Origin of the sequence: Streptomyces sp. NBC_01294 (assembly GCF_035917235.1) — a bacterium.
Classification (GTDB): domain Bacteria; phylum Actinomycetota; class Actinomycetes; order Streptomycetales; family Streptomycetaceae; genus Streptomyces; species Streptomyces caledonius.
Map to the genome: position 1 here is coordinate 4,423,775 of NZ_CP108423.1, position 18,666 is coordinate 4,442,440.

At 71.5% G+C, this 18,666-nt stretch carries 19 protein-coding genes and 1 riboswitch; of the genes, 9 read left to right on the plus strand and 10 right to left on the minus strand.

Annotated features, from left to right (window positions below; genetic code table 11):
• Positions 1 to 38: 38 nt before the first annotated feature.
• Positions 39 to 992, minus strand: a complete 954-nt coding sequence (locus OG534_RS20085; protein WP_326593718.1) for a glucosyl-3-phosphoglycerate synthase — start codon at positions 990 to 992, stop codon at positions 39 to 41.
• 185 nt (positions 993 to 1,177) lie between these two features.
• Positions 1,178 to 1,334: riboswitch (SAM riboswitch) on the plus strand.
• Here OG534_RS20085 and thrC point away from each other — a divergent pair.
• The 4 genes from thrC to groL all read left to right on the plus strand — a co-directional run bounded on the left by thrC (position 1,328) and on the right by groL (position 5,574).
• On the plus strand, positions 1,328 to 2,626 hold the full coding sequence (gene thrC / locus OG534_RS20090; protein WP_374774608.1) for a threonine synthase: 1,299 nt from the start codon (positions 1,328 to 1,330) through the stop codon (positions 2,624 to 2,626). (Overlaps the previous riboswitch by 7 nt.)
• 36 nt (positions 2,627 to 2,662) lie before the next feature.
• Entirely contained in the window at positions 2,663 to 2,941 is a 279-nt protein-coding gene (locus tag OG534_RS20095) for a MoaD/ThiS family protein (protein WP_326589500.1), read from the plus strand.
• Positions 2,942 to 3,414: 473 nt separating this feature from the next.
• The gene (locus tag OG534_RS20100) at positions 3,415 to 3,621 is read left to right on the plus strand and encodes a cold-shock protein (protein WP_030009783.1); all 207 of its coding nucleotides are present in this window, start codon (positions 3,415 to 3,417) and stop codon (positions 3,619 to 3,621) included.
• 330 nt (positions 3,622 to 3,951) lie between these two features.
• Positions 3,952 to 5,574 carry a chaperonin GroEL gene (gene groL / locus OG534_RS20105; RefSeq protein WP_326589508.1) on the plus strand — a complete coding sequence of 541 codons (1,623 nt, stop codon included), beginning with the start codon at positions 3,952 to 3,954 and terminating at the stop codon, positions 5,572 to 5,574.
• A gap of 91 nt (positions 5,575 to 5,665) precedes the next feature.
• Here the strand turns inward: groL and OG534_RS20110 are convergent, their stop codons facing one another.
• Positions 5,666 to 6,238, minus strand: a complete 573-nt coding sequence (locus OG534_RS20110; protein WP_326593720.1) for a Uma2 family endonuclease — start codon at positions 6,236 to 6,238, stop codon at positions 5,666 to 5,668.
• Positions 6,239 to 6,375: 137 nt separating this feature from the next.
• Between OG534_RS20110 and OG534_RS20115 the strand changes: the two genes are divergently transcribed.
• Together OG534_RS20115 and OG534_RS20120 are read left to right on the plus strand one after the other, a co-directional pair.
• A complete protein-coding gene (locus OG534_RS20115; RefSeq protein ID WP_326589509.1) occupies positions 6,376 to 7,026 on the plus strand; it encodes a phosphoribosylanthranilate isomerase in 651 nt (216 codons plus the stop codon).
• A gap of 205 nt (positions 7,027 to 7,231) precedes the next feature.
• Positions 7,232 to 8,731 (plus strand): outer membrane protein assembly factor BamB family protein, encoded by a 1,500-nt coding sequence (locus OG534_RS20120; RefSeq protein WP_326589511.1) that lies wholly within the window; start codon positions 7,232 to 7,234, stop codon positions 8,729 to 8,731.
• 10 nt (positions 8,732 to 8,741) lie between these two features.
• On the opposite strand, the gene OG534_RS20125 is transcribed toward OG534_RS20120, so the two are convergent.
• The gene (locus tag OG534_RS20125) at positions 8,742 to 9,098 is read right to left on the minus strand and encodes a protease inhibitor I9 family protein (RefSeq protein ID WP_326589513.1); all 357 of its coding nucleotides are present in this window, start codon (positions 9,096 to 9,098) and stop codon (positions 8,742 to 8,744) included.
• Positions 9,099 to 9,465: 367 nt separating this feature from the next.
• Here OG534_RS20125 and OG534_RS20130 point away from each other — a divergent pair, with 367 nt between their 5' ends.
• Positions 9,466 to 10,662: a S8 family peptidase gene (locus tag OG534_RS20130; RefSeq protein WP_326589514.1), complete on the plus strand. Its 1,197-nt coding sequence runs from the start codon at positions 9,466 to 9,468 to the stop codon at positions 10,660 to 10,662.
• Between the two features lie 3 nt (positions 10,663 to 10,665).
• Here OG534_RS20130 and OG534_RS20135 read toward each other — a convergent pair whose 3' ends face one another.
• Entirely contained in the window at positions 10,666 to 10,920 is a 255-nt protein-coding gene (locus OG534_RS20135) for a DUF397 domain-containing protein (RefSeq protein ID WP_326589515.1), read from the minus strand.
• Positions 10,904 to 11,740, minus strand: coding sequence for a helix-turn-helix domain-containing protein (locus OG534_RS20140; protein WP_326589516.1), 837 nt, complete (start codon positions 11,738 to 11,740; stop codon positions 10,904 to 10,906). Before OG534_RS20140 ends, OG534_RS20135 begins: the two co-directional genes overlap by 17 nt.
• A 115-nt stretch (positions 11,741 to 11,855) precedes the next feature.
• On the opposite strand from OG534_RS20140, the gene OG534_RS20145 reads away from it, so the two are divergent.
• Together OG534_RS20145 and OG534_RS20150 are read left to right on the plus strand one after the other, a co-directional pair.
• Positions 11,856 to 12,074 carry a hypothetical protein gene (locus OG534_RS20145; RefSeq protein WP_326589517.1) on the plus strand — a complete coding sequence of 73 codons (219 nt, stop codon included), beginning with the start codon at positions 11,856 to 11,858 and terminating at the stop codon, positions 12,072 to 12,074.
• The gene (locus tag OG534_RS20150) at positions 12,071 to 12,610 is read left to right on the plus strand and encodes a hypothetical protein (protein WP_326589519.1); all 540 of its coding nucleotides are present in this window, start codon (positions 12,071 to 12,073) and stop codon (positions 12,608 to 12,610) included. Before OG534_RS20145 ends, OG534_RS20150 begins: the two co-directional genes overlap by 4 nt.
• 189 nt (positions 12,611 to 12,799) lie before the next feature.
• Here the strand turns inward: OG534_RS20150 and OG534_RS20155 are convergent, their stop codons facing one another.
• The 5 genes from OG534_RS20155 to OG534_RS20175 form a co-directional block, all read right to left on the minus strand.
• A complete protein-coding gene (locus OG534_RS20155) occupies positions 12,800 to 13,393 on the minus strand; it encodes a GNAT family N-acetyltransferase (protein ID WP_326589520.1) in 594 nt (197 codons plus the stop codon).
• A 150-nt stretch (positions 13,394 to 13,543) separates the two neighbouring features.
• Positions 13,544 to 14,779, minus strand: coding sequence for an MFS transporter (locus OG534_RS20160; protein ID WP_326589521.1), 1,236 nt, complete (start codon positions 14,777 to 14,779; stop codon positions 13,544 to 13,546).
• A gap of 84 nt (positions 14,780 to 14,863) precedes the next feature.
• A complete protein-coding gene (locus tag OG534_RS20165) occupies positions 14,864 to 16,402 on the minus strand; it encodes a PTS transporter subunit EIIC (RefSeq protein ID WP_326589523.1) in 1,539 nt (512 codons plus the stop codon).
• A 61-nt stretch (positions 16,403 to 16,463) separates the two neighbouring features.
• Positions 16,464 to 17,399 carry an N-acetylmuramic acid 6-phosphate etherase gene (gene murQ / locus OG534_RS20170; RefSeq protein ID WP_326589524.1) on the minus strand — a complete coding sequence of 312 codons (936 nt, stop codon included), beginning with the start codon at positions 17,397 to 17,399 and terminating at the stop codon, positions 16,464 to 16,466.
• Between the two features lie 332 nt (positions 17,400 to 17,731).
• On the minus strand, positions 17,732 to 18,574 hold the full coding sequence (locus tag OG534_RS20175; RefSeq protein ID WP_326593722.1) for a MurR/RpiR family transcriptional regulator: 843 nt from the start codon (positions 18,572 to 18,574) through the stop codon (positions 17,732 to 17,734).
• Positions 18,575 to 18,666: the final 92 nt, after the last annotated feature.

An 18,666-nucleotide genomic window follows, 5' to 3' on the forward strand; every position in this document is an offset into this window, starting at 1 on the left:
CCTAGCCCGGCCGGTGCTCGCTCAAACGTCCCAAATCGTCAGGCCACGCTGCGTCGTGTCGCGTACTCCTCGATGCCCGCCATCGGCGGCCGCTCCTCGGTGTCCACCGGGTGCGTCCGCGGTACGAAGCCCTCCGGGCCCCGCTCGAACTGGACCAGCTCCGGCCGTACGAGGTGCCCGCGCGAGAGCCGTACCTGGGCCGTGCGGTAGATCGCCGCGGCCATCCGGCCCAGCGCCTGTCCGTCCTGATGGCGGTGGAGCCGTACGCCCACGTCCACCTGGGCCAGCGCGTCCAGCCCGACCGTGTGCAGCGCGTCGACCAGCAGCCCCAGCTCGACCCCGTACCCGACGGGGAACGGCAGCCGTTCCAGCAGGGAGCGGCGTACGGCGTACTCGCCCCCCAGCGGCTGGACGAAGCCGGCCAGCTGCGGCCAGTGGAGGTTCAGGAGCGGGCGGGCGACCAGCTCCGTCACCCGGCCGCCCTGGCCGGGGGCGTCACCCAGCGGGCGGTCGTACATCGCCTTGACGAACTGCACGTCCGGCTCGGTCAGCAGCGGGCCCACGATCCCGGAGACGAAGTCGGCCGAGAAGTCCCGCAGGTCGGCGTCGACGAAGCAGACGACGTCCCCGCCGGTGGCCAGCAGCGAGCGCCACAGCACCTCGCCCTTGCCGGGCACCGCAGGGATCCTCGGCAGGATCTCGTCGCGGTGCACCACCCGGGCGCCGGCCTTCGCCGCGACCTCGGCGGTGCGGTCGGTCGAGCCCGAGTCGACCACGACCAGTTCGTCGACCAGCGGGACGGGCAGTCCCTCGATCAGCTCATGCCGGATCACCTCGACGATCGCGCCGACCGTCTCCTCCTCGTCCAGTGCGGGCAGCACCACGCTGACCGTGGTCCCGGCCGCCCGTTTCCGGTCGAGCAGCTGGTCGAGCGGTCGGTCGGCGGCTGACCAGGAGCGGTCTGCCAGCCAGCGCTCCACCTCTTCCAGCACCCTCAGCACTCCCTGCGTGTCGGCAATATCTGCCGTTATCTGATCCATCTCGCGGTTCGGACGCCTGTCTCAGCCGCCCGGGCCTTCGGTTACAGTCTTGAACAACGCGAAGGACCACCGCATGCCGGGGGTCCCCGCGTACAAACGCACCGGCGCGCCACAGAGCGCGTGTGCCGGTGCCATACCGCTCATCCAGAGGGGCAGAGGGACACGGCCCGTTGAAGCCCCGGCAACCCTCCAGTCGGTTCTCGCGATCGCACGTCAGCGACGTCAGCGAGGTCCCCGGCTAGGGAAGGTGCCAATTCCGTCTCATGGCGAAGTGCGCCATGGGGAAGATGAGGAGAAAGGGCCTCGCCATCATGGCTGCACAGACTGTCGCCACCTCTGTTGATCTCGGACCTGCCACCGGCCTTTCCTGTCGCGAGTGCGGTACCCGCTTCGAACTCGGTCCCATCTTCGCGTGCGCCGAGTGCTTCGGACCGCTGGAAGTCGCCTACGACCTCCCGACCGGTGACCCCGAGGCCCTGCGCGCCGCGATCGAGGCCGGCCCCAACAACATCTGGCGCTACGCGCCGCTGCTGCCCGTCCCCGCGGACGTGGCCTCCAAGCCGAGCCTGAACCCGGGCTTCACCAAGCTCGTGGACGCCGAGAACCTGGCCAAGGAGCTCGGTGTCACCGGCAAGCTCTACGTCAAGGACGACTCCGGCAACCCGACGCACTCCTTCAAGGACCGCGTCGTGGCCATCGCCGTCGAGGCCGCCCGCGCCTTCGGCTTCACCACCCTGTCCTGCTCCTCCACCGGCAACCTGGCCGGCGCCGTCGGCGCCGCGGCCGCCCGGGCCGGCTTCCGCTCCTGCGTGTTCATCCCGCACGACCTGGAGCAGGGCAAGGTCGTCATGGCCGGTGTGTACGGCGGTGACCTGGTCGGCATCGAGGGCAACTACGACGACGTCAACCGCTTCTGCTCCGAGCTCATCGGCGACCCGCTGGGCGAGGGCTGGGGCTTCGTCAACGTCAACCTGCGCCCGTACTACGGCGAGGGCTCCAAGACCCTGGCGTACGAGATCTGCGAGCAGCTCGGCTGGCAGCTGCCCGACCAGATCGTGATCCCGATCGCGTCCGGCTCGCAGCTGACGAAGATCGACAAGGGTCTGCAGGAGCTCGTCAAGCTCGGGCTCGTCGAGGACAAGCCGTACAAGATCTTCGGCGCCCAGGCCGAGGGCTGCTCCCCGGTGTCGACCGCCTTCAAGGCCGGTCACGAGGTGGTCCGCCCGCAGAAGCCGAACACCATCGCCAAGTCCCTCGCGATCGGCAACCCGGCGGACGGCCCGTACGTCCTGGACATCGCGCGGCGCACCGGCGGCTTCGTCGACGACGTCACCGACGAGCAGGTCGTCGAGGCCATCAAGATCCTCGCGCAGACCGAGGGCATCTTCGCCGAGACCGCGGGCGGCGTGACCGTCGGCGTGACGAAGAAGCTCATCGAGAACGGGCAGCTCGACCCGACGCTGACCACCGTCATCCTCAACACCGGTGACGGCCTCAAGACCCTGGAGGCGGTGGCCGCGGACAGCGGGCAGACCGCCACCATCCGCCCGAGCCTGGACGCGTTCCGCGCCGCCGGCCTGGCCTGACCCTCCCCCCTGCTCTACCGGAAAGGCAGTAGCGCCATGAGCGTCAACGTCCGCATCCCCACCATCCTGCGCACCTACACCGGCGGTCAGGCCGAGGTCCCGGCCGAGGGCGGGACCCTCGCCGAGGTCATCGAGTCCCTGGAGAAGAGCCACCCGGGCATCGCCGCGCGCGTCCTGGACGACCAGGGCAAGCTGCGCCGCTTCGTGAACGTCTACGTGAACGACGACGACGTGCGCTTCGAGGGCGGGCTGCAGGCGGCGACGCCGGACGGCGCCGGCGTCTCGATCATCCCGGCCGTCGCGGGCGGCTGCTGATCTCCCGGGATCGCCCTGTGGGTACCCCTCGGGCACCCCTTGAGTACCTCTTGAGTACCTCTTGAGTGCTTCTTGCTCACCTATCAGGTGACACGCGCAAACCGAAATTGCCCCCTCCGCTATAAGCGGAGGGGGCAATTCTGGTTGATTGGGCGCGGTAGGGTTGGGGAAGTCCCCTCCGCTGTTCTTGCCCGCCGCATATGAACGGGCCGCCTGAGGGTCGACATCGGGTCAATGTGCAAGCGCGGTATGGGGCTTTGGCGAGATATGTCAGGCCCGAGTTGCCCTGCCATATGCCAAATTTTCACTCTATTTCAATGTTTCTCGGTGTCCAGATTTCTCGTCGGATTGACCTGTTGCAGACAGCACTCGCGCAGATACATTCAGCCTCGGTCGACGCGTTCCGACGCAAGTTCTGACCCGGGAACGCGAAGTGCGTTCCCGCGCAAGGGCCAGTAATAGGGGAGTTAGGCATGGCTCAGGGCACCGTCAAGTGGTTCAACGCGGAGAAGGGCTACGGCTTCATCGCGGTCGACGGTGGTGCGGATGTGTTCGTCCACTACAGCGCCATCCAGATGGACGGGTACCGCACCCTTGAAGAGGGTCAGCGGGTCGAGTTCGAGATCTCGCAGGGCCAGAAGGGTCCGCAGGCGGACATGGTCAAGCTCGCACTCGGCTAGTCCTGGAGCGATCGACCACCGACGCGACACGTACGCGCGCACCCGCGTACGCGCATACATACGAGGGGCCCGCATCCTTGAGGAGGGATGCGGGCCCCTTGGCGTTGCCCGGGAGTCCCGGGGTGTTGCCCCAAGCCGCTTGCACTCGAGGGTGCCGAGTGCTAATCATTGGCGTTAGCACTCTCCGGGTGAGAGTGCTACCAAACGAGGACCGGGTCGGTGAGGCCCGCAGGGTCCGGCGGGAAGGAACCGCCGGGCACTCAGGCCGTCCGTCGCGGGCGCGGGCGCGGTCCGGGAGCAATCCACCGCTGTCCGGGAGGACCACTTCAGATGGCCAAGATCATTGCGTTCAACGAGGAGGCCCGGCGCGGTCTCGAGCGAGGCATGAACCAGCTCGCCGACGCCGTCAAGGTCACCCTTGGCCCCAAGGGTCGCAACGTCGTCCTTGAGAAGAAGTGGGGCGCCCCCACGATCACCAACGATGGTGTCTCCATCGCCAAGGAGATCGAGCTCGAGGACCCGTACGAGAAGATCGGCGCCGAGCTGGTCAAGGAAGTCGCCAAGAAGACGGACGACGTCGCGGGCGACGGTACGACCACCGCCACCGTCCTGGCCCAGGCGCTCGTCCGCGAGGGCCTGCGCAACGTTGCCGCCGGCGCCAACCCGATGGCCCTCAAGCGTGGTATCGAGAAGGCCGTCGAGGCCGTCTCCGCCGCCCTGCTCGCCCAGGCCAAGGATGTCGAGACCAAGGAGCAGATCGCTTCGACGGCCTCCATCTCCGCCGCCGACACCCAGATCGGCGAGCTCATCGCCGAGGCCATGGACAAGGTCGGCAAGGAAGGCGTCATCACCGTCGAGGAGTCCCAGACCTTCGGGCTGGAGCTTGAGCTCACCGAGGGCATGCGCTTCGACAAGGGCTACATCTCGGCGTACTTCGCCACCGACATGGAGCGCATGGAGTCGTCCCTCGACGACCCGTACATCCTGATCGTCAACTCCAAGATCGGCTCGGTCAAGGACCTGCTGCCGCTCCTGGAGAAGGTCATGCAGTCCGGCAAGCCGCTGCTGATCATCGCCGAGGACGTCGAGGGCGAGGCGCTCTCCACCCTCGTCGTCAACAAGATCCGCGGCACCTTCAAGTCCGTCGCCGTCAAGGCCCCGGGCTTCGGCGACCGCCGCAAGGCCATGCTCGGTGACATCGCCATCCTCACGGGCGGCACGGTCATCTCCGAGGAGGTCGGCCTCAAGCTGGAGAACGCCGGTCTCGACCTGCTCGGCCGCGCCCGCAAGGTCGTCATCACCAAGGACGAGACCACCATCGTCGACGGTGCCGGTGACAGCGACCAGGTCGCCGGTCGCGTGAACCAGATCCGCGCCGAGATCGAGAACTCCGACTCGGACTACGACCGCGAGAAGCTCCAGGAGCGCCTCGCGAAGCTGGCCGGCGGCGTGGCCGTCATCAAGGCCGGCGCCGCGACCGAGGTCGAGCTCAAGGAGCGCAAGCACCGCATCGAGGACGCCGTTCGCAACGCGAAGGCGGCCGTCGAGGAGGGCATCGTCGCCGGTGGTGGCGTGGCCCTGCTGCAGGCCTCCGCGGTCTTCGACAAGCTGGAGCTCGAGGGTGACGAGGCGACCGGCGCCAACGCCGTGAAGCTCGCGCTGGAGGCCCCGCTCAAGCAGATCGCCGTCAACGGTGGTCTCGAGGGTGGCGTCGTCGTCGAGAAGGTGCGCAACCTGCCGATCGGTCACGGCCTGAACGCCGCGACCGGCGAGTACGTCGACATGATCGCCGAGGGCATCATCGACCCGGCGAAGGTCACGCGCTCCGCGCTGCAGAACGCCGCGTCGATCGCCGCGCTGTTCCTGACGACCGAGGCCGTCATCGCGGACAAGCCCGAGAAGGCCGGCGCCGGCGCCCCGGGCGGCATGCCGGGCGGTGACATGGACTTCTGATCGACCCGGGCTCCGGCCACTGGTTGATCGGCTGTTCTCGAACGAGGGCGGCACCCCGACTGGGGTGCCGCCCTCGGGCGTTTCCGCCGGATCAGAAGCCGGTGGTGTCGATGGCGAAGCCGAACGGCTCGGGGACGTGCAGGGCCTCGCCGAAGGACACCGTCGTCCGGGAGCGGTATCCGTGTGGGGAGGGTTCCCAGAAGCAGGTGATCTCCGAGTCCTGCATGTCGACGACCATGTAGACCGGTACGAGTCGGCCGTACACGTCTAGCTTCTCGGTCCAGTCGGCATCCCTGGTGGAGACGGACGTGAACTCACCGACGAGCGACAGGGCCGCCCCGTCCGCGTGCCGGCCCTCGCCGTCGAAGGCCGATTCGTCGGCCACGAAGAGGTCGGGCCCGTACGCCCGCTCCGCTGCCGAGAAGCGGAAGAGGAAGGGCGCGATCTCCGCGATGTGTCCTTCGGGTGCGTGGGCCTGGAGCTGTTCACGCAGCGCACGCATGCGACGCAAGTAGCGCAGCGTGGAAAACGGCGACACGATGATCTTCCCCCGGATGAGCTCGGCTTTGAAGCCGTCTGGCGTGTCCATCTCCTCAACGGTGCGCAGGAGCGTCTCGAACGTCGGCGGTGCCGCCTGCTCTATCGGTGTGGCCCGTTCGATCATGATCGTCACCGTTGTCCTCCGAGTGGCGTGCCGTGCACTGGGCGTGAGCCCCGTTCCAGGCTAGCGGCGCGTGGGCGTTCGCGCCCGGGTGCCGAGACGGAGCACCACCGATCGGGAGGCTTTGGTTGACTGGACGCATGAGCGATCTCTTCGTCAAGATCTGCGGCCTGAAGACCGCGCACGACGTCGACGTGGCCGTGGCGGCCGGGGCCGATGCCGTCGGGTTCGTGTTCGCACCCGGCAGTCCCCGTACGGTCGATGCCGCCACGGCGCGGGCGCTCGTCGCGGCGGTGCCGGACGGGGTGCTGACCGTCGGGGTGTTCCGCGGGCAGTCGGTCGAGGAGGTGCGCCGGTTCGCCGAGGAGAGCGGTGTGCGGGGGGTCCAGCTGCACGGCGAGGAGGGGCCTGAGGACTTCGCGGCGCTGCGCGCCGAGGGCCGGACCCTGCTGCGGGCCACCGCCGAGCACGTCGAGCGCTGCGGCGCATACGGCGAGGACCTGCTCCTGCTCGACGCCCCCGACCCCGGCTCCGGCAAGCCGTGGAACTGGGGCGCGGCGGACTTCACCGCCCCCGAGGGCCGGTGGCTGCTGGCCGGCGGGCTGAACCCGGGCAACGTGCGGGAGGCGGTCGAGGTGACCGGCGCCTGGGGCGTGGACGTGTCCAGCGGGGTGGAGCGGGCGCGCGGCGTGAAGTCGCCGGAGCTGATCCGCGCCTTCGTCGAGGCGGCGCGGGGCGGCGTGCGGAGCCGGGCCCTGCCGGACCCGCGCCTCCATCGCCGGCGGGGCTGAAAGAACGGGGCTCCGCCCCGGACCCCACGCCTCAAACGCCGGCGGGGCTGGACGTGCCCGGCGTTTGAGGACCGGGTCCGGGCGGAGCCCGGTTTCGGGAAGGGGCGGGGTGGGGGAACGGCTCCGCGCAGCGGCGGCCGGGGTGAGGGGCCGGGCCGCTTCGTCCCGCGTTCCGCCCGGCCGTTAGTCTGCGGCCGGGGGGATCATGGACATACGACCGGCATCGGCACCGGCATCGGTATTCGCACCGGCATTCTTACTGCGGCTTCGGCCCAAGCGGCGGCTCTTCCAGGTCGCGTGGCTCGGCCTCACCGCGGTCCTCGTCTCCGTGACGCTGCTGTACTGCGTGCTCTTCTGGAAGCTGTGGTTCGTCGACACCCCCCGCTACGTGTGCAGCGGGCAGGACTGCCCCCGCGGCATGGGCTGGCTGGCGGTCCTCATCCCGCTCCTCGGCACCGCCGCCGGGCTGCTGTGGGTGGGCATCAAGAACGCGCCGCTCGTCCGCCGTTCCCCCTTCGCCCAGGCCCTGGCCATCACCCTGGCCCTGGTCGCGCTGTGGCCCGGCTGGAGCGCCTACACGTGGATGCGCGGCCCCCAGATGGACCTCTTCGGGTGGCAGAGCCCGGTCCCGCCCGCGGCGCAGCCGATCGGCGTGTGGACGTCGGAGCGGGGCGGTGTGCTGGTACGGGCGCGGCCCGACGGCCTGATCGCGTACAACGGGGAGGGCCGCAAGGGCTGGCGTCTGCCCGCCTCCGAGCAGACCCCCGTGTGCGCGCTGAGCCGGACCACGCCGTCGGACATCGGCCTCGTCGCGTACCAGGACGGCGGCCGGTGCGGAACGCGGATCGAGGCCGTGGACCTGGCGGAGGGCCGCAGCCTGTGGGACCGGGAGCTCAAGCCGTCCCGGGCGCACACGGTCGTCGCGGCCGCGGGCACGACCGCCGTGGTGGCGGAGGAGGGCGCCCTCGTCGGCCTCGACCTGCGCGGCGGCGAGGAGCGCTGGCGCGTCCCGGTCCCGGCCGAGTGCGAGGTCCAGGCCGTCGACGGCGCCGGGGACCGGGCCCTGTACGTGGAGCAGTGCAGCGGTGAGACGACGACGGCCCGGATCTCGGCCGTCGACGCGCGGACGGGCGCCGGGGCCTGGCAGACCCCGCTGCCGACGGCGAGCCGGCTGCGCGAGGTCCGGGTGCTGTCCGCCCGGCCGCTCGCCGTCCACGTGACGGAGACGGCCGCGCGCGGCACCGACGCGGTCCTGCTGTTCGGCGACGACGGCCGCCCGCGCGGCGTCGTCCTCGCCTCCAGCCGGACGGAGGACCTGCTGACCGAGCCGTCCCCGGTGGTGGCCGGAGACCTGCTGGTCACCCCGGTGAAGAACGGCAAGAAGAACGGGGTCTCCGCGTACTCCCTCACCGACGGCCGCCGCGTCTGGCACGCGGGCTTCGGCGACGCGCACGTCCGCGCACTGGCACGGACGCGCGCGGACGAGGTCGCCGTGGTGACCTCGGACCACCCGTGGACCCACCTCACCCGCCTCGGCCTGGACCGCGGCAACCAGCGCGAGGAGCCCACGATCCTGCGCGACCTGCCGCTGGGCAAACGGTTCGCGTTCTTCCCGGGCCCGCCCGGCAGTTACGCCTTCGTCAACCTCGACCGGAGCGACACCCTGCCGCCGACCTTCGACGTCGACCCGGTCTTCGGCTGGTGACGCTGACGCGCTAGAAGGTCCCGAAGCCGGCGGTTTCGCCGTCCTCATCGATGGACTCCACCCCCGGCATCGCGCGCAGGGCCGTGACCTGGGCGGGGGAGAGGCGGGCGCTGAAGCCGTGCAGCGCGGTGTCGAAGACGTGGACCGGGGTGGCCCCGACCATGTCGGCCACCGCGACCGGGTCGAGGTCCCTCTGCAGGGTGACGATGTACGTCCCGTCCTCGTCGGCGAGGGCGGTGGGGTTGGCGGGGGCGGTGTGGGTCGCGGGTTCGGGTGCGGCGGCGGTGGCTGCGGACACGGGCAGGACGGCGACGGCGGCCAGCAGGGCGACGGCCACGGGCAGGGCTCGGCTCAGACGGTTGCGCATGGGGTGAGGCCATCACGCGCTGCCGGCCCGGTCAACGAGGACCGGGGGTGAGGCGGGGGCACGGGCGGCGCACCGGCCGTGCGCTCCCTGGTGTGGGGGCGGGCCGTACGGGTGATCTTGCTGCGGTGGCCCCGGGCGGTGCGGGCCGGGGCGCGGCGGTGACGGCGCAGGGGGTTAACCCTTCCTGCAGCGTGTCGGACGCGCCGTGTTGACGCGGCCGGCGGGCGATCGGCCAGGCGGGGTCGGAGGTTCAAGCCCCTTCGGGGTGGCACCGATGGAACGGAAGGCCGCACCCCGCAGAGACGCTCGTCGTCACGGGGGGCGGCTCACCCATGCCGACCTTCCACCCCGTCAGGGAGTCCCTGTCATGCGCCTGCTCGCACGTCTGGCCGCCGCCGCGCTCCTCACCGTCCCCCCGGTCGCGGCCGGCACGGCCTCCGCCGCGGCCCCGGAGCCGACGCCGGCCCCGCTGTTCACGTCCTCCAACCCGGTGCCCGGCAAGTACATCGTGACGCTGGAGAAGGGGCAGGACGCGGCGAAGGTCGCGCAGAAGCTGAAGCTGAAGCCGTCGTTCGTCTACTCGTCGGCGATGAGCGGTTTCGCGGTGCCGCTGACCTCGCTGGAGCTGACGCTCGTCCGCAACAGCCTGGGCGTGAAGTCGGTCGAGGAGGACGCTTCGGTCCAGTCCGTGCCGACGCAGACCGATCCGGGTGCGACGCGGGCCCCGTCGAACTCCTGGGGTCAGGACCGGATCGACCAGCGGAACCTGCCGCTGGACAGCAGCTTCACCACCGAGGGCAACGGCGCCGGGGTGACCGCGTACATCCTCGACTCGGGCATCGACTACCAGCACTCCGAGTTCGTCACACCGGAGGGCACCAGCCGGGCCACCTTCGGCTACGACGCGATCGGTGACGGCCGCAACGGCCAGGACTGCCAGGGCCACGGCACGCACGTCGCGGGCACGGTCGCGGGGAAGACGTACGGGGTGGCGCGCAAGGCGAACCTCGTCAGCGTCCGCGTCCTCGGCTGCGACGGCAGGGGCACCTGGTCCGGGATCATCGCAGGCATGGACTGGGTGGCAAAGAACGCCAAGCAGCCGGCCGTCCTGAACGGCTCCCTGGGCGGGGACAGGTCGGACGCGGTCAACAACGCCGCGACCGCCCTGTCCGATGCGGGCGTGCTGCCGGTCATCGCGGCGGGCAACTCCGCGAAGGACGCGTGCATGGTCTCGCCCGCGTCCGCCGCTCGCGTGCTGACGGTCGCCGCATCCAACCAGTGGGACGAGGAGACCGACTTCTCCAACTGGGGCACGTGCGTCACGCTCTACGCCCCCGGCGCGGCCATCGTCTCCGCGAAGCTCGGCGGCGGCAGCGTGGCCCTCGACGGAACGTCGATGGCCGCGCCGCACGTCGCCGGTGTCGTCGCCCTCTACAAGCAGGCACACCCGACCGCGGCCCCGGCGGAGCTCAACGAGTGGCTGGACGACGAGTCCACCAAGGACGTCCTGAAGAGCGTCAGCAAGAGCAGCCCGAACATGCTGTTGTTCAGCGCCGGTCTCTGAGCGTCAGAGGGTCGCGACGAAGGTGGCCCAGGCCCGCGCGTGGAACACCACGTGCGGGCCTTCGGGCTGCTTGGAGTCCCGTACGGGGACGAGGTCGGGGTGGCCGTCGGCGACTTCGAGGCAGTCGCCGCCGGTGCCGTCGCTGTGGGTGGACTTGCGCCAGGTGGCCATCTCCACGCAGCTGCCGCCACTGCCGTCGCTGTAGCTGGACTTGTGCCAGACGGCCGCCGACAGATCGTAATCAGGCTGCAGCTTCACGTTCGTACCCCTCCGCTACGGACTCGATCAAGGCCAGCGATTGCGCGGGAGGCAGCGCACCGGCCGTGAGGAGATCGTAGGTCAGGAAGTGACGAGAGACCGTGGCGGGATCGTCGAACAGCTGGCCTGTGCCGTTGCCTTGAACGTAAGCGAGCGTGGGAGCATCCTCGAACGACAGCAGCTGAAGTGAACCGCCCATGGCCGCGTGGGCTCCCGCACAAAACGGGATCACCTGGACGATGATCCTGTGCGCCGCGATCAGTTCCGTGATGTGCCTCAGTGCCTCTGCCATCAGGGTTGGCCCCCCAACCTCGCAGCGCAGCACGGCCTCTCCGAAAACACACCACAACAATGGGGTTGTTGGATCACTCAGCAGCGTGGCCCTGGCCAGGCGGTTTGTGACCAGTTCTTCGATCACCTGCTCTGGCGCCGTCGGCTGATAGGCGCGAAAGACGGCGCGAGCGTACGCCTCGGTCTGGAGCAGTCCAGGGATAGTCAGCGGCGCGTACTCCCGGATCGATGTCGCCAGAGCCTCCGCCTCGGCCGCCGCCGCGAAGTGGTCCGGGTACTTGGACTTGGCCGCCGCGCCGCAGTTGCGGGCGAAGAAGCCGTTCGTGTCGAGGATCTCGTCTATCTGGCGCGCGAATTCGATGTGCATGCGGCGCGTGCCCGCTTCGAGCTGGCCGATGAACGAGCCGCTGACGAAGAGGGGTTCGCCCAACTCGGCCTGGCTCTTGCCGGCGCGTTCGCGCGCCACGCGGAGTTCGGCGCCGAGCAGGGCGCGGGGTGAGGAGGAGGGGTCGAGGTTCTTACCTGCCATGGCGACTCCCGGGCCAACAGGTGGGGTTGTTCTCGGTGCTTCCTTGAAAGGCTAGCCAGCCCGTCGCCACTCTGTGTGCTGAACGTGAACACGCAGAGTAGAAAGGTGACATGTGATGGTGATGACGGCGCACGAGCGCATCCTGGCGGCCGAGGAAGCCGTGCGGCAGCTCAAGGACGCGCTCACCGGAGTCGGGGTGGTCTTTCCCTCGCTCGACGTGGAAAGGGTCTCCGCCGCCGGTACCTACGGCCTGCCCCTCGTCGACCTGGGTCGCTGCAACCTGGACACCGCGCTCCGGCTGGCCGCCGTACTGCACGAGAGGGCCCACCCGTGAGCGAGGCGATCGACGCCGCGGAGTTCGCGTTCGAGCTCGGCTGGAAGCTGCGCGGCCTGGAGACGGCGCTGGCACCGCGCGGGGCCTTCGGGCCGACGGCGGGCAGTCCGCAGCAGCCCCCTCCGCGTCCGGGGTGGCAGCGGTTCACGCTGGTGCACTGCCCGGTGGACGGGTATCCGGGCTTCGACGATCCGGGTTACGAGGGGCTCCGGGCGAGCCCGCCCCAGGGGTGCGCGGTCGAGGACTTCGGCGGGTGCCTGGGGCTGCGGTGCGAACGGCCGGGGGAGCGGCTGCTGGACGCGGTCGCGGAGCTGTGCGCCGAGATCCGGGCCGGGCACGGGCTGCTCATGACCGGACTCGGCATCGAGAAGCTGTGGGAGTGGTCCGAGGACGGTACGGACGGCTGGGGAGCCGAGATCGTGGGGCAGTTGCTGCTGATGGCGGCCGAGCGCGGACCGAGGCTCGGCTACGGAGTGGACGATCTGGCCCGCTTTCTGCGGAAGGCTGCCGGCGGAGCGGTCGATGTCGGAGCGTAGCGGGCCGCTCGGCCCCCGCGGCGGTTCGATGGCAGGCAGATCGATCCGGTCCGTATGCCCGGAGGACTACGCCGAGGCTTCGGCCGGCTTCCGCTCACCGACGAGATCGGGGAACGCGCCATCGACGTACGGGGGCTGCCGGCGCAGGGGTCCGTTCCGTAGCCAGGATCGGTCGGTGCGCGGGGAGCATCATGGGGCGACGTCCGTGCGCAGGCGGGCGTGGAGGTGCTCGTCGTGCCAGCCGTCGGCGTGGAGGAGGGCGCCGCGCATGGTGCCCTCCAGGGGGAACCCGGCCTTCAGCGCTACGGCGCAGGAGGCCGGGTTCGCCACGGAGTGGGTGATGCGCACGCGGTGCAGGCCGAGGTCGTCGAAGGCCCAGCGGGTGACGCGCTCCGTGGCCTTCGCCGTGACGCCGTTGCCGCGGCCGGCGGGCAGCAGCCAGTAGAGGATCTCGCCGCTGCCGCCGCGCAGATCGAGGTCGCCCAGGCCGATCAGGCCGACGGCCGGGGCGCCGGAGGCGGGGGCGATCGCCCAGATCGCGGCCTCCTCGGCCTGCCAGCGGGCGTGCCAGTGGGTGATGCGCTCCTCGGCCTCGGGCAGGGTGAGGAGGGCGGGCCGGTTCCAGTGCCGGATGTCCGGGTCGTGGCAGGACTCGACGAGGGCGGGGGCGTCGAGCGGGGCGGCCCAGGGGCGCAGGAGCATTCCGCCGGCCAGGGCGAACGTCGGCTGGGGGAGTGCGCGCATGTGGCCGGCCGGGACCACGGGGGGTATGGCGTTGATCATGAAGGCATCCTGCCGGGCCCGTTGTTCGGTGCGGGTGAAAGAACGGGGCCCCGCCCCGGACCCCGCGCCTCAAACGCCGGCGGGGCTGGATTGGCCGGGCCTCGAACAGCGCGAAGGTGAGCGTGGCCTCGTATGCGCGCAGCGCCCACGTCACTCGCGGCGCAGGCGGCGGAGGGGTTTCAGGGTGAGGGCTGTGATTCCCGCGGTGCAGGCGCCCGTTGCGCAGACTGCCGCGGCGGTCGTTGCGCCGTGGGCGTCGGCGAGGGCGCCGAGGGCGTTGTTGCCCACCACCAGCGCCAGGCTCTGGACGAGCACCAGCAGCGCCTGCAGCCTGGCAAGGTGGGTGCCCGGGGCGTGGGTCAGCACCAGCGGGCCGATGTGGCAGGCGAACATCCCGGAGCCGGCACCGGCGACGACCCCGCCGGCCACCGCCACGGCCGGCGTCCCCGCCATGGCCACCGCGGCGATGCCCAGCGCCGCACCGCACAGCCCCGACGCCGCGCCCACGCCGATCCGGCGCAGGGTGCCCCGTCGCGCGACCACCAGTGCCACGGCGATCACCCCCAGGCTCTGACCTCCGGCGACCAGACCGGCCACGCCCGCGCTCCAGCCGTGCTCGCGTGCCACGAGCGGGTTCAGCAGGGACACCACCGGCAGGAGGAAACACGCGGCGGCGGCCGTCAGCAGCAGCGCGGGCCGCAGGACCGGATCCGCCACGGCGATCCGTACCCCGTCGGCCGCCCCCGACAGGAGACCCTCCGTGCGGGGGGAGCGTTCGGCGTCGTGGGCCGGGCGGACGCAGACCAGTACGACGAGGACGATCGCGAAGGTGGCGGCATCGGCGAACGCCGCACCGGTCAGGCCGGCGGCCGCGACGAGTACGGCGCCCAGCGGAGCCCCGAGCAGCGAGGCGATCTGGCCGCCGGCCTGCTGCACGGCCAACGCGCGCGGGAGTTGTTCCTTCCCGACCAGACGGCGCGGCATGGACCCGGTGGCCGGCAGGTAGAACGCGTCGACCGTGCCGATCACGGCGGCGACGGCGACGAGGAGCCAGACGGACGCTCCCAGGCGCCAGCTCGCGAGGGCCAGTACGAGCGTGGCCGTGAGCATCACGGCGTCCCCGGTGATCGTGATCCGGCGGGCGCCGAACCGGTCGGCGACGGCGCCGCCCAGCAACAGCAGCAGGGTGCGCGGAAGGGTGATGGCGGTCAGGACCAGAGCGCCCGTCGCGCCGCCGTGGGCACTGGCCGCCCAGCCCAGCGCGAAGTACAGGACGGCATCGCCGAGGAGCGAGGCACGGGTGCCGACGAGCCAGACGAGATACGGGCGGGGAAGGGCGGCCGGGCGGCGTGCCGAGAGGGGCCGGGCGGTGTCGAGGGAGGCCATGGCCGCCGACGCTAAGGCCCTCGAGCAGGTCGAGGGCAAGCGCCGCAGGTGCCTGCTGGTGGGGCGGGGCCCGCCGGGTGCGGGTCAGGCCAGGGCCGGTTCCTTCGGGGGGTCGGTCGCCGGGGCCGGCGTGGGGTCCGGGCCGGTGTCGAGGTCGGTCAGCATGCGGGTGGTGAAGCCGAAGAAGTACGTGGCGGCGAAGCCCACCAGGTAGGCGACCGCGAGGCCGCCCGCGTAGATCGCGATCGTCACGCCCGCGCTCGACCGGCCGTCCAGGAGGGGGAACAGGGCCCAGCCCGACGGGCCGATGGCAGTGGAGCCGAAGGCGACGCCCAACTGGTTGCAGAGGCCGACGAAGGCGCCGCCGGCCGCACCGCCGATGCACGCGGTGACGAACGGGCGGCCGAGGGGGAGGGAGACGCCGTAGATCAGCGGTTCGCCGACGCCCAGGAAACCGGCCGGGAGCGCGGACTTGATGGTGGTGCGCAGCGAGCGGTTGCGGGGGAGCCGGTAGTAGACGGCGATGGCGGCGCCGACCTGGCCCGCGCCCGCCATGGCGAGGATGGGCAGCAGGACGGTGTAGCCGGACTGCTCGATGAGCGTGGTGTGGATGGGGATCAGGGCCTGGTGCAGGCCCAGCATGACGAGCGGGAGGAAGAGGCCGCCGAGGACCAGGCCGGCGAAGGCGCCGCCGGTGGACAGCAGCGCGTCCGCGAAGGTGCCGATGGCGGCCGAGGCCTCGCCCGCGAGGAACATCAGGCCGAAGAGGGTGACCAGGCCCGAGATCAGGACGGTGAGGGTGGGGGTGACCAGGACGTCCAGGGCCTCGGGGACCCACCTGCGGCACCATTTCTCCACGTACACGGCGAGCAGGGCCGCGGCGAGCGCGCCGAGGACGCCGCCCTGGCCGGGCCGCAGTTCCTGCCCGAAGGCGGCGATCTTCGCGACGCCCGGGAAGACGATGATCGCGGCGACCGCGCCGCCCAGGATCGGGGTACCGCCGAACTCCTTGGCGGTGTTGTAGCCGACGAACACGGCGATCAGGGACATGAAGCCGGACGCGATCGCGGCGAGGGCCGGGACGACGGAGGGCAGCCAGCCCAGGTTCGCCAGCAGGCCGTTCAGGCCCGCGATGATGCCGCAGCCGATGAGTGCGGGGATCAGGGGGACGAAGATGTTCGCGATCCGGCGCAGCAGCAACTTGACGGGTGTTGCGTTGCGGGCCTTCTGAGCCTCCTTCAGTGCCGCGCCCTGGGCCTGTAGTTGCGCTGCGGTGATGGTGTGGGGGGTGGGAGTGGGGGTGGGGGCAGGGGTGCGGGCGGGCGAGCGGCCCTCCTCGACCAGTGCTTCGAACTCGGGGGTCACGCGGGCGACGGTGCCCGGCCCCAGCACGATCTGGTAGTTCCCCCAGCTACCGCTGGGAGCTGCCCCCAGGTCCTCGACCACGCCCAGGACCGCCGGGAGCGCCCTGAGGGCCTCGTCCTGGACGAGCGAGCGGTCGCGCAGGGAGATGCGCAGGCGGGTCATGCAGTGCGCGATCGAGGTGACGTTGTCCGGGCCGCCGACCAGAGGAAGGATCGCGGCGGCTGTGGCGCGGTTCTTGTTCTTGTCATCCGTGGACATGGTGGGGTCGCCTTGCCGTAGTGGGGGGAGGGGAGAGGGGGGAGGGGGAGGGCAGGGGGCGTCAGCGGGGCTGGGCGGGGGTGTTGGCGAGGGCCGCGCGGAGGTGGCCCCGCGAGGCGGCGAGGAGCTCGGCGGCCTCGGGGCCGCCGACCCCGCCGAGGACGACGAGGATCGCGTTCTTGACCTCGCCGTCGGTGGCGGCCAGCGCCGCCTCGATCTCCTCGTCGGGCGCGCCGGTGGCCAGCGACACGATGCGGCGGGCGCGGGCGCGCAGCTTCTCGTTGGAGGAGCGCATGTCGACCATGAGGTTTCCGTAGGTCTTGCCCAGGCGGATCATGGTGATGGTCGAGATGAGGTTGAGGACGAGCTTCTGCGCGGTGCCGGCCTTCAGGCGGGTGGACCCGGTGAGGAGTTCGGGTCCGACGACGACCTCGATGCCGTGGTCGGCGGCCGCGGCGAGCGCGGAGCCGGCGTTGCAGGAGAGTCCGACGGTGAGCGCGCCGCGCGTACGGGCGAACTCGACGGCGCCGATCGCGTACGGGGTGCGGCCGGAGGCGGAGATGCCGACGAGGGTGTCGGCCGGCCCGATCTTCAGCGCGGTGAGGTCTTCCGCGGCCAACTCCTTCGAGTCCTCGGCGCCTTCGACGGCCTTGACCATGGCGGAGGGGCCGCCCGCGATCAGGCCGACGACGTCGGCCGGGTCGGTGTTGAAGGTGGGCGGGCACTCGCTGGCGTCGAGGACGCCCATCCGGCCGGCCGTGCCGGCACCGGCGTAGACCAGTCGGCCGCCGCGGGCCATGCGTTCCGCGATGGCGTCGATCGCGGCGGCGATGTGGGGGAGCTGGGCGGCGACTGCGGCCGGGACGGTGGCGTCCTCGGCGTTCATGGTGCGGGCGATGTCGAGGGTGGAGAGGTGGTCGATCTCGGCGAGGTCGGGGCGGAAGGCCTCTGTGGTGAGCGTGGCGAGTTGAGCGCGGAGTTCTTCGTACGCGGGCATCAGGCGGCTCCCTGGCGGGTGGCTGTGCGGGTGGCTGTGCGGGTGAGAGATCGGGGCTCCGCCCCGGACCCCGCGCCTCAAACGCCGGCGGGGCTGGATTGGGCGGGGTTGGATTGGGCGGGGTTGGAGGGTGTGGTGCGGGTCAAAGATTCGGGGCTCCGCCCCGGGCCCCGCGCCTCAAACGCCGGCGGGGCTGGGTTGGGCGGGGCTGGGTTGGGCGGGGTTGGAGGGTGTGGTGCGGGTCAATGATTCGGGGCTCCGCCCCGGGCCCCGCGCCTCAAACGCCGGCGGGGCTGGGTTGGGCGGGGCTGGATTTGCCCGGCGGGGCTGGATTAGCGGGGTGTGTGGCGGTGGGTCAGGGCTTCGTACGTGGCGGACAGGGCGGGGGCGGCGGTTTCGTAGGTTTGTTGGGCCACGGCTACGAAGAGGCAGTCGACGACGAGCAGCTGGCTGGTGCGGCTGGACATGGCGGCCGGGCGCAGCTCGGTCTCGCGGGCGGCGGAGGTGGCCAGGACGAGGTCGGCGTAGTGGGCTACGGGGGCGTTCGGGCGGCCGGTGACGGCGAGGGTGGTGGCGCCGCGCTCGAAGGCGACGCGCAGCGGCTCGATCACGTCGCCCGTGGAGCCGGAGTGGGTGATCGCGACGGCGACGTCGCCGGGGCGCAGCTGGACGGCGCCCGTGACGGCCAGGTGCGGGTCGGTGTGGGCGTGGGCGACGAGGCCGATGCGCAGCAGCTTCTGGGCGAGGTCCTGGCCGACGAGGGCGGAGGCGCCGACGCCGTAGATGTCGATGCGGCGGGCGGTCGCGAGGGCGGTGACGGCGGCGGCCAGCTGAGCGAGGTCGAGGCCCGCGGCGGTGTCGGCGAGGGTCTGGGCCTCCTCGCGTGCCAGCTTGGCGACGACGTCGGCGAGGGGGTCGTCGACGGCTATGTCGACGGTGAGGGCGGGGGCGGCCCCGGACTCCTGCTGGGCGGCGAGGGCGGCCAGGGCCAGGCGCAGGTCGCGGTAGCCGGAGTAGCCGAGGAGGCGTGCGGCGCGGACGACGGTGGCCTCGCTGGTGCCGGTGTGCTCGGCGAGGGCGGAGACGGTGAGCCGGGCGCAGCCGGCCGGGTCGGAGGCGACGGCTTCGGCGACGGCCAGCACGGAGCGGGTCATGGACGGGCCGAGGCTGCGCACGCGGGCCCGGAGGGCGGAGGGGGCCGGAACCGGCGGGACCGGCGGCGGAGGCGGCTGGTGCGTCGGGGGCGGCTGGGGCGGCCGGCTGGAGG

Coding starts and splice junctions, on each gene's coding strand:
- OG534_RS20125 (WP_326589513.1), bottom strand. CDS start 9,098: ATGCGCAACCGTCTGAGCCGAGCCCTGCCCGTGGCCGTCGCCCTGCTG.
- murQ (WP_326589524.1), bottom strand. CDS start 17,399: ATGCCCGCGTACGAAGAACTCCGCGCTCAACTCGCCACGCTCACCACA.
- OG534_RS20130 (WP_326589514.1), top strand. CDS start 9,466: ATGCGCCTGCTCGCACGTCTGGCCGCCGCCGCGCTCCTCACCGTCCCC.
- thrC (WP_374774608.1), top strand. CDS start 1,328: ATGAGGAGAAAGGGCCTCGCCATCATGGCTGCACAGACTGTCGCCACC.
- OG534_RS20140 (WP_326589516.1), bottom strand. CDS start 11,740: ATGGCAGGTAAGAACCTCGACCCCTCCTCCTCACCCCGCGCCCTGCTC.
- OG534_RS20160 (WP_326589521.1), bottom strand. CDS start 14,779: ATGGCCTCCCTCGACACCGCCCGGCCCCTCTCGGCACGCCGCCCGGCC.
- OG534_RS20155 (WP_326589520.1), bottom strand. CDS start 13,393: ATGATCAACGCCATACCCCCCGTGGTCCCGGCCGGCCACATGCGCGCA.
- OG534_RS20110 (WP_326593720.1), bottom strand. CDS start 6,238: ATGATCGAACGGGCCACACCGATAGAGCAGGCGGCACCGCCGACGTTC.
- OG534_RS20165 (WP_326589523.1), bottom strand. CDS start 16,402: ATGTCCACGGATGACAAGAACAAGAACCGCGCCACAGCCGCCGCGATC.
- OG534_RS20145 (WP_326589517.1), top strand. CDS start 11,856: ATGGTGATGACGGCGCACGAGCGCATCCTGGCGGCCGAGGAAGCCGTG.
- OG534_RS20095 (WP_326589500.1), top strand. CDS start 2,663: ATGAGCGTCAACGTCCGCATCCCCACCATCCTGCGCACCTACACCGGC.
- groL (WP_326589508.1), top strand. CDS start 3,952: ATGGCCAAGATCATTGCGTTCAACGAGGAGGCCCGGCGCGGTCTCGAG.
- OG534_RS20120 (WP_326589511.1), top strand. CDS start 7,232: ATGGACATACGACCGGCATCGGCACCGGCATCGGTATTCGCACCGGCA.
- OG534_RS20115 (WP_326589509.1), top strand. CDS start 6,376: ATGAGCGATCTCTTCGTCAAGATCTGCGGCCTGAAGACCGCGCACGAC.
- OG534_RS20100 (WP_030009783.1), top strand. CDS start 3,415: ATGGCTCAGGGCACCGTCAAGTGGTTCAACGCGGAGAAGGGCTACGGC.